Annotated in this window: 7 protein-coding genes; 3 read left to right on the top strand and 4 right to left on the bottom strand. The window is 36.5% G+C overall.

The window, feature by feature from the left end; genetic code table 11:
• Nucleotides 1–338: 338 nt before the first annotated feature.
• Nucleotides 339–806 carry a hypothetical protein gene (locus tag ENH88_RS04760; RefSeq protein ID WP_304180246.1) on the bottom strand — a complete coding sequence of 156 codons (468 nt, stop codon included), beginning with the start codon at nt 804–806 and terminating at the stop codon, nt 339–341.
• Between the two features lie 99 nt (nt 807–905).
• Between ENH88_RS04760 and ENH88_RS04765 the strand changes: the two genes are divergently transcribed.
• Entirely contained in the window at nt 906–1,151 is a 246-nt protein-coding gene (locus ENH88_RS04765) for a helix-turn-helix domain-containing protein (RefSeq protein WP_304180249.1), read from the top strand.
• A 1,123-nt stretch (nt 1,152–2,274) separates the two neighbouring features.
• On the opposite strand, the gene ENH88_RS23180 is transcribed toward ENH88_RS04765, so the two are convergent.
• From ENH88_RS23180 to ENH88_RS04775, 3 genes are all read right to left on the bottom strand, one after another.
• Entirely contained in the window at nt 2,275–2,463 is a 189-nt protein-coding gene (locus tag ENH88_RS23180; protein ID WP_414704804.1) for a TraM recognition domain-containing protein, read from the bottom strand.
• Nucleotides 2,464–3,753: 1,290 nt separating this feature from the next.
• On the bottom strand, nt 3,754–4,959 hold the full coding sequence (locus ENH88_RS04770; protein ID WP_304180252.1) for a tyrosine-type recombinase/integrase: 1,206 nt from the start codon (nt 4,957–4,959) through the stop codon (nt 3,754–3,756).
• 197 nt (nt 4,960–5,156) lie between these two features.
• Nucleotides 5,157–6,017, bottom strand: coding sequence for a YicC/YloC family endoribonuclease (locus tag ENH88_RS04775; RefSeq protein ID WP_304180254.1), 861 nt, complete (start codon nt 6,015–6,017; stop codon nt 5,157–5,159).
• A 178-nt stretch (nt 6,018–6,195) separates the two neighbouring features.
• Here ENH88_RS04775 and rph point away from each other — a divergent pair, with 178 nt between their 5' ends.
• Nucleotides 6,196–6,909, top strand: a complete 714-nt coding sequence (rph, locus tag ENH88_RS04780; RefSeq protein WP_304180256.1) for a ribonuclease PH — start codon at nt 6,196–6,198, stop codon at nt 6,907–6,909.
• A 20-nt stretch (nt 6,910–6,929) separates the two neighbouring features.
• Nucleotides 6,930–7,574 carry an orotate phosphoribosyltransferase gene (pyrE, locus tag ENH88_RS04785; RefSeq protein WP_304180258.1) on the top strand — a complete coding sequence of 215 codons (645 nt, stop codon included), beginning with the start codon at nt 6,930–6,932 and terminating at the stop codon, nt 7,572–7,574.
• Nucleotides 7,575–7,916: the final 342 nt, after the last annotated feature.

Below are 7,916 nucleotides of genomic sequence, written 5' to 3' on the forward strand. Positions count from 1 at the left end.
TATTGTGAGGAACAATGAGTCAAGCGCTGATATCTTTTGGTGCTTAAGTAATTCAACAAAAGGCAAATATCAGTCATTTTTTTCAAATGTTGCAAGTTTTTCTAATCAAGCTAAACGTACTTGAAAGCTTTTTACTTCTGTATCTATTTGACTTCATTCAGCTAAATTTTCCTTAATTTGCTGTATGTATTTGTCTCATAGACTATGTAATGAACTATCTCACAATTGTGTATCAAGTTTTCAAGATAATGATTTGATTATGCTTAAACGTTCTTGTTTTTGCACATCAGCTTGTAAAAGCTGTTCCCCCATTTTTTCCATCTGATTTATAGTTAATATTATTTATAATCTTTACCGAATAATGCCCTATATAGCCTGAGGCTTTTTTCACCTTCTTCTTTTGTTAATTCAACACCGTACTTTTGTTTGTAGTCTTTTTTAATTTGAAAGTGCTCAGCTAAGAGATGCAGATTTGAAAATTCATCTTTGGGGAGTTGAGTGAAAACTGACGTAGCATCAGGATCAACTTCCTCAATATCAGTAAGTAAATTTTTAAATACATTGTTACTTGCCAAGCCAAGTGCAATACCTTCCAAAGCCCATACTTTATCTTTGTCACTTAATTCTAATGTGTCGTAAAACTTAATGAGTTTCGGCTCAATATCATACATAAAATCAGTCAATATTTGGTTATAAGTGAATTTTGCATAATCAATTTCGTAGGCTGATTTTTGTTCTGCGGAAAATGCAAAACCCGAAGTAAAACATACAAAAAGAATCGCTATTAAATATGTTAATTTTTTCATAATCCATCCTTATTAATTTTTGAGGGGTTTACCCCGTGGTAATTTACACCACAAAAATTGAATATTCCAATACTTTTAAAAAGTTCTTTGGAATGAACATTGGATATAAAAATAGCTTTTGGCCGAGTGCTAAGAGATGTTCGAAAGAATGGTAAAAAGAAGATGTCGCAAGAAAGCTTAGCTCTCGAAGCTAATATTGATCGCGCACATGTCTCTAAACTTGAGCAAGGTGTTTTTCAGCCGACACTTTCAACCATATTTGATATGGCAAAAGTATTGGAGTGTTCACCTGCTGAGTTAGTCGATTTGGTAGACAAAGAGCTACGTGCTAACCAAGATACTTAAGCTATCCTGCATTGTTTTAAAGCGAAAGTGCGGTCGAAATTTTGCAAATCAACTCACTTGCTCTAGTCTACGAATCACCGAATCCATACACGACTTATTTTCAAATACGTAATAAATACAACTGTTTTTCTGTGAGCCATATTTTTTGTTTACCACTCAGAGTGACAAAAAGAAACAATGCCACTGTATTTGCCTGAGTGCTCTTTTGGCATCATTGCCCATATGTTGCTCAAAGAGAATAAGTTGGCTTCACTCTGGTGAACTATAGCCAATAATTGCATCAGGAATTATTTGTAAATCTCAGGCGCTTAGTGAAGCCTTAGATTTAGAGGTAACTCAACTCGATGAGTTATTACTTCACTCGCGTTCAAAATAACAATGAAAGAAATTCAATCAATATCACTGCCTACTTATCCATTTGATAAACGATATTTTAAAATCAATAGTCGCTATACGATGGTAATAATCAGCAGCAAAGAAACAACTTCGCCCGAGTGGTCGTTTTATATTTTCTAGTGAATATTTTCATTGTTCAGCAAGCCATTTGGCTCACCTTTGTGTGAGGCAATACACTGGAGCAAGAGGTCACTTTCATGGCATAAAACCAAACTGTAAACCTGTCACTAGAGGCTTATCTATCTTCCTTAATGCACGTAAATAACGATTCACCGTTGAGATACTTACATTCGGTAAAATAGTACACAGTTGCTTTGATGTAAGGTATTGGAATATGGCTAACGCTTCTAAAACGTAGCTCTGAGCTAGAGTTGATTTCAATGCGTTAATATTTAGGAGATAAACCTGAAAGATCAATGTGTTTAGTGAGCCTATTTGGCTCAAAGTTAATTATTTTTTTAAAATAATATTTTGATAATTGAATCTTACGTATTTGTTTCCATAGCGTATAAGGCATTGAATGAGCATTATTTAAAAGAAAGCTTGGTACCCTAATTTTAAACGGTAATGCCATTGATGACTTTATCCAAAATTCTCAATGTTTCAAGTTTTCTATTTCACTCGCTGGTATTGCTGTTTCATCTTCAATGGCCTTTCTGCTTTTTCGCTCATTTTGTCAGGCAATAATTACTCATACTCACAGTAATGCTTTTTGAAGATATTTATCTCAACATTGTCCTATGTATTGACTCGCCAGAACAAGATACAGCTTGTACTTACGTAATTGAGTTAAAGCTTTTTCGAGATCTGGTGATATAAAATTATGAAACTCATCAATAAATAGATAAGTGGGAACTCTTTTTGATTGTACTTTATTGGCTCTTTTTAGAGCTATAACACGCAGTAGGGCAACAATAAAACGTCAATAGGCTTCCACGCTATCACTTCCGAGTTCTCACAGTGGCAGTCTAAATATGATGATTTTCTTCTGTTGTACTAAATTTTCAAGGTCGATTGAATCAGTTCAAGTGAGTAATCGTTGTAGTATTGGATCGTTGAGTAATACTTGCAGCCTCATTTCTATAGCATGTTTGCTGATTGATAGTGATTTAGCTTTAAATTTTTGAGAGAAAAAGCTGCGATGTAATTGATTCTCTAGCTGTAATCCATGCTTTATCAGGTCTGAATTTTCATCATCATTCATAAATCGTTTTAAATCGATCAGTGAGCTATTTCTGCGCCTGAGTAGAGTGCTGACACATGGGTACAAAATTGCGTTCATTTGACTCGTAGTAGTGGTTCACTTGAGCAATACATTGAATATTTTAATAATTTCTTGCGTCATGAGATTAATACTATCGTCATGTGTATCAACAAAACTAAAAGGATTAATTGACGGGTACGCATTTGAGCTTAAAGACGGATCTATATACACTAATCTATCTGCTATTTTTTTGTTTGAAAACTCTTTAAATCTCGCGATTTCTTTCGACATATCTCAATGTGGATCAAGCAGTACAATGGCATTTTTTGGTTTCGCTGATCGTATTTCAGAGTAAACTAATTGCTTTATTAGTTCACTTTTTCAACTTCATGTTTTTCAAGAAATATAGATGTGTCTTTGTTTGTGAGAAGTGCTTATTTTCTTGCATAATTTACGTTGGAAAAACCAGTTATTCATCATTCAAATAAATCGAATCATATCGTTTTTATTAAAATTTAAATGCGCTTTAACTCAGCAGCTTATGTACAATTTTTACAGCAATACAATGAGAGTTACTTAAGAAAAATGTTTTCAACTTTACTTATAACATAAGTAAAGACCCTCCATCTTTCGCATACAAGCGAACCATCTTGATGATTCATTGGATCTGTTTCGTATTTAAATTCAATAAGTCATAAAAAACTTTCGAACGTTCTCAAGTTTTTTGACCATTACTTGGTTGGTATACGTCGATAGAAATAGACGTAAGAAATGTTTCTTTTTCCATTAAAAAAAGTTAGAAATATATAATTGCCAGACGTCTTAGGCTCAGCAATTATACTCAGCAGATATTAATTCAACATTAAATTATTAGACTTTTTTTCTAAAATATAAAAAATGCGCAATACAAAGGGGTAAAATTTACCTAAAAAAATGTTCATTTTAAAATTTTTAGTTGTTTTACCCATATTTATACGTTTATTTGAAAGTTGCTCTATATTTTTATCTCATATTTACATTAATAAGTGGCTCTATCATATCGGCTATTTGAGTCAGTGCTGATTTGCGTTCATCAAGATAATCATAACGATCATAAATCCCTTCCACACCTTTGAGTTTATGATTTAAACAACGTTCAGCAACATGACCAGCGATTCCATTTTTAGCTAATAAGCTTCGACACGTTCTTCGTAAGTCATGTACAGTAAAATGGGCTACAGGCATTTTTTCTTCACGAAATAGTTTTTGAATAGCAGCATTTAAAGTGTCAGGACTTATATGCCCAAAGCGTTTACTTAAGCGTCTATTAGGGAAAACGTACTGCGAACCATATGCTCGTAGTTTTAATTCTTGTAACCAGTCAATTGTTACTGAATTTAATGGTACAGAGATTCCTCGGCCTGTTTTACTTCTTTCTTGGGGGATATGCCAAAGCTCTGCTTGAAAATCAAATTCCTCCCATTTAGCTGCTATAAGTTCACCTTTTCGTACAGCCAGTGCAATAAGCAGAGCAGTAGCAAGGTAATTATCCCGTGTAAACTGATTATGGTTTTCTCGAAAACATAAAAAGATTTGTTTGATTTCTTCAAGTGATAAAGCACGACTTCGACTTTGTTCGACTCCACCTGCGTCAGATAATGTAAAAGCTTCGGCTGGATTCGTTGTACGTAAATCGAGTTTAATGGAATGACGGAAAAGTTGCTTGCAATACATTAAAGCATCATTGGCTATAGTGGGTCGGCTACTTTCAGCTATATGTTGAATAATGGCTCTAATATCTCGTGGTGTAACTTGCTGTATGGATAGCTCACCTACAAACGGGGCAATATCTTTTGTATATACACGTCTAGGGATATTAGGGTGCTTTAAACGTTTTTCACAGTCTTTTAACCAATCTTCTGCAAGGTCATTCACTGTGTTGATTACTTCTTTATCAAGCCGTTTTCTTTCAGCTAAAGGGTCAATATTTCCATTCTTAATATCAACTTTAATTTGAGCCGCTTGTAATTTAGCCTCAGCAAGGGAGAGCTCAGGGAATTTTCCAAGAGTCATTTCTTTGCGTTTTTTATAAATACTGTATCGAATCGTAAAAAAAGCGCTTCCCTCATCGCTTATACGAATGTATAAGCCATTTGAGATAGCGTATTTTCCTACGGCCTTATCTTTGATAAGGCTCTTAATTTTTTGAACTGTAATTATTGCTGTCATTTCAACCTCTTATCCGTGAAGTGGTGACAGGTTCCTACTATTTTAGGATAGCTTTCAGATTTTTCAAGAATCTGTCACCATTTCTGTCACCACATTTACGTAACTAAGAGCAAATTGTGGTAACAAGTTGAAACGATGAAGTTCCATAAGCTATAGATTTTATTGGTTATTTTAACATTCTGAAACAGCCTGAAACATCATTCGATGTTTTGGATCTGCTCTCTCATTTGCTCAATCAATACTTTAAGCTCAACCGCTGCATTGGTAATATCACTGTTGATTGATTTAGAGGCGAGGGTGTTCGCTTCGCGGTTAAACTCTTGCATCATGAAATCTAAACGACGGCCACAAGCACCACCTTTTTTAAGGATTTTTTTAGTTTCTTTTACGTGTGACTTTAAGCGGTCGAGCTCCTCTGCCACATCTTGTTTTTGTGCAAGGTAGATAAGCTCTTGCTCTAGGCGAGATTCATCAATGTCGGTTTTTAAATCTTCTAACTTTTGGTTGAGCTTTTCACGCTGCCATTTCGTTATTTCTGGCATGTGGGTTTCTACAACGGCTACTTGCTCTAAAATTGTATCAAGGCGAGTGGCGATCATTTCTTCAAGGTTTGCACCCTCATCACCGCGGGCTGCTTTAAAATCTTCAATTACTTGGTCAAAACCTGCAATAAGCGCCGTGTTTACGCTATCCATATCGAGTTCTTCAGCTTCCATAACACCAGGCCAGCGTAAAATATCAACAGGGTTAATGTCACCATTACTTTGCTGCTGCACCCACTTAGCACTATTAATTAGCTGTGCTGCTAATGCTTCATTAATAGAAAGCTCACCAACGTGTGCTGGATTCGCCACAAATTTTAAAAATACTTCGACTTTGCCGCGCTGTAAATGTTTACGCAGGCGCTCTCGAATTACCGGCTCCATGCCACGAAATTGCTCAGGTGCGCGAATAAAGGTTTCAAGGTAACGTTGGTTAACTGAACGAACTTCCCACGTGCCGGTGCCCCAATCGCCTTTAATTTCGCGACGCGCGTAAGCAGTCATACTGTGGATCATGGATGGTTTCCTAGTTTTATTTAAACAATTTTAACGTGATTATACCGTAACACTGTCTAAGCTCTAGCGGAAATTTTTGTTGCTGAGAATTTTACAATTGGCTTTTGTTTAAATCAGCATGGCATCTGAGTACACATCGACTTATAATACGTAAAATTATGAATTAAGGGGATCGTTAATGCGTCCAAGCGAAAGAACACCTAACCAAATTAGACCGGTTACATTTACCCGTAACTACACTTTGCATGCTGAAGGCTCAGTGCTGGTTGAGTTTGGTAACACTAAAGTACTTTGTACAGCCACTGTTGAATCAGGTGTACCGCGTTTTATGAAAGGCCAAGGTAAAGGATGGATCACAGCTGAGTACGGTATGTTACCGCGCTCAACCCATACTCGAAATGGCCGTGAAGCGGCGCGTGGCAAGCAAGGCGGTCGTACAATGGAAATTCAACGTTTAATCGCACGTGCTCTTCGTGCTGCGGTTGACTTAAAAGCGTTAGGTGAAAATACCATCACTATCGATTGTGATGTTATCCAAGCCGATGGCGGTACCCGTACAGCATCAATCAGTGGCGCATGTGTGGCATTAGTCGATGCACTTACTCATATGCGCAGTAAAGGTATGATCAATTCAAACCCACTTAAGTTTATGATTGCGGCGATTTCTGTTGGCGTTTATAAAGGCCAAGCAATTACAGATTTAGAATATTTAGAAGACTCTGACGCTGAAACAGATATGAATGTCATTCTAACTGAAACCGGTAAAATCATCGAAATTCAAGGCACCGCAGAAGGCGAACCGTTCTCGTTTGATGAACTAGATGAGTTACTCACGCTTGCCAAGCATTCAATCCGTGAAATCATTGACGTGCAAAAACAAGCATTAGCTTAATAAGTAATAGGTTTATAGTAATGAAAGATTATCAAATCGAGTTTATTGAATTCGCCTTAGAAAAACAGGTGCTAAAGTTTGGTGAGTTTACCTTAAAATCTGGCCGTACTAGCCCTTACTTCTTTAATGCGGGGTTGTTTAATACAGGTCGTGACCTTGCTCGTTTAGGTCGCTTTTATGCGGCAGCCCTTGAAGATGCAGGTATTGAATATGATGTTTTATTTGGCCCTGCTTATAAAGGTATTCCAATTGCAACAACTACCGCAGTAGCACTTGCAGATCATCATAATAAAGATGTGCCTTATTGCTTTAACCGCAAAGAGAAAAAAGCACATGGTGAAGGCGGTACATTAGTTGGTGCTGAGCTAAAAGGCAAAATCATGTTAGTAGATGACGTGATCACTGCTGGAACAGCAATTCGTGAGTCTATGGAAATCATTGCTGAAAATGGTGCAGATTTAAGTGGTGTACTAATAGCTTTAGACCGTCAGGAAAGAGGCAAAGCAGAGCTATCGGCTATTCAAGAAGTTGAACGTGACTTTGCCACTAAAGTTGTTTCAATAGTCAAACTGGCAGATCTAATTAGCTACCTTGAAACGAAAGGGTCTATGAACGAGCATCTTGCATCTGTAAAAGCCTATCGTGAGCAATATGGTATAGCTTAATCTAAGTATACGTAAAGTTATTCAACAAAAGCCCGATGATTTTCATCGGGCTTTTGCGTTTTATAACTGCATAAAGTTATTGTGAAGTTAAAAAAGTATCTCTTTTGTAGTGTTTGGTTTGAATTTTGAACGAACAGCACTTTATTTGAAGTTTTCTTTAAAAAACGCTTGCGTAAAAATCTCTACTCCCTATAATTCGACCCCACTGAGACGGCAGAGCGCAACGCATAGCGGGGCATCAGCTACTTAGTAAGTCGAGTAAAACTTGAGTTTAGATTTTTTAGAAAGTTTAAATTTAAGTGTTGACAAAAAAATAGGAAAGCGTAATATGCGCAGCCCTAG

It is taken from the genome of Pseudoalteromonas prydzensis (assembly GCF_011050055.1).
In the GTDB taxonomy this organism is placed as follows: Bacteria; Pseudomonadota; Gammaproteobacteria; order Enterobacterales; family Alteromonadaceae; genus Pseudoalteromonas; species Pseudoalteromonas prydzensis_A.

Excerpts from the sequence above, each read along its gene's own strand:
- ENH88_RS04760 (WP_304180246.1), bottom strand. The coding sequence starts at position 806 with ATGAAAAAATTAACATATTTAATAGCGATTCTTTTTGTATGTTTTACT.
- rph (WP_304180256.1), top strand. The coding sequence starts at position 6,196 with ATGCGTCCAAGCGAAAGAACACCTAACCAAATTAGACCGGTTACATTT.
- pyrE (WP_304180258.1), top strand. The coding sequence starts at position 6,930 with ATGAAAGATTATCAAATCGAGTTTATTGAATTCGCCTTAGAAAAACAG.
- ENH88_RS04775 (WP_304180254.1), bottom strand. The coding sequence starts at position 6,017 with ATGATCCACAGTATGACTGCTTACGCGCGTCGCGAAATTAAAGGCGAT.
- ENH88_RS04770 (WP_304180252.1), bottom strand. The coding sequence starts at position 4,959 with ATGACAGCAATAATTACAGTTCAAAAAATTAAGAGCCTTATCAAAGAT.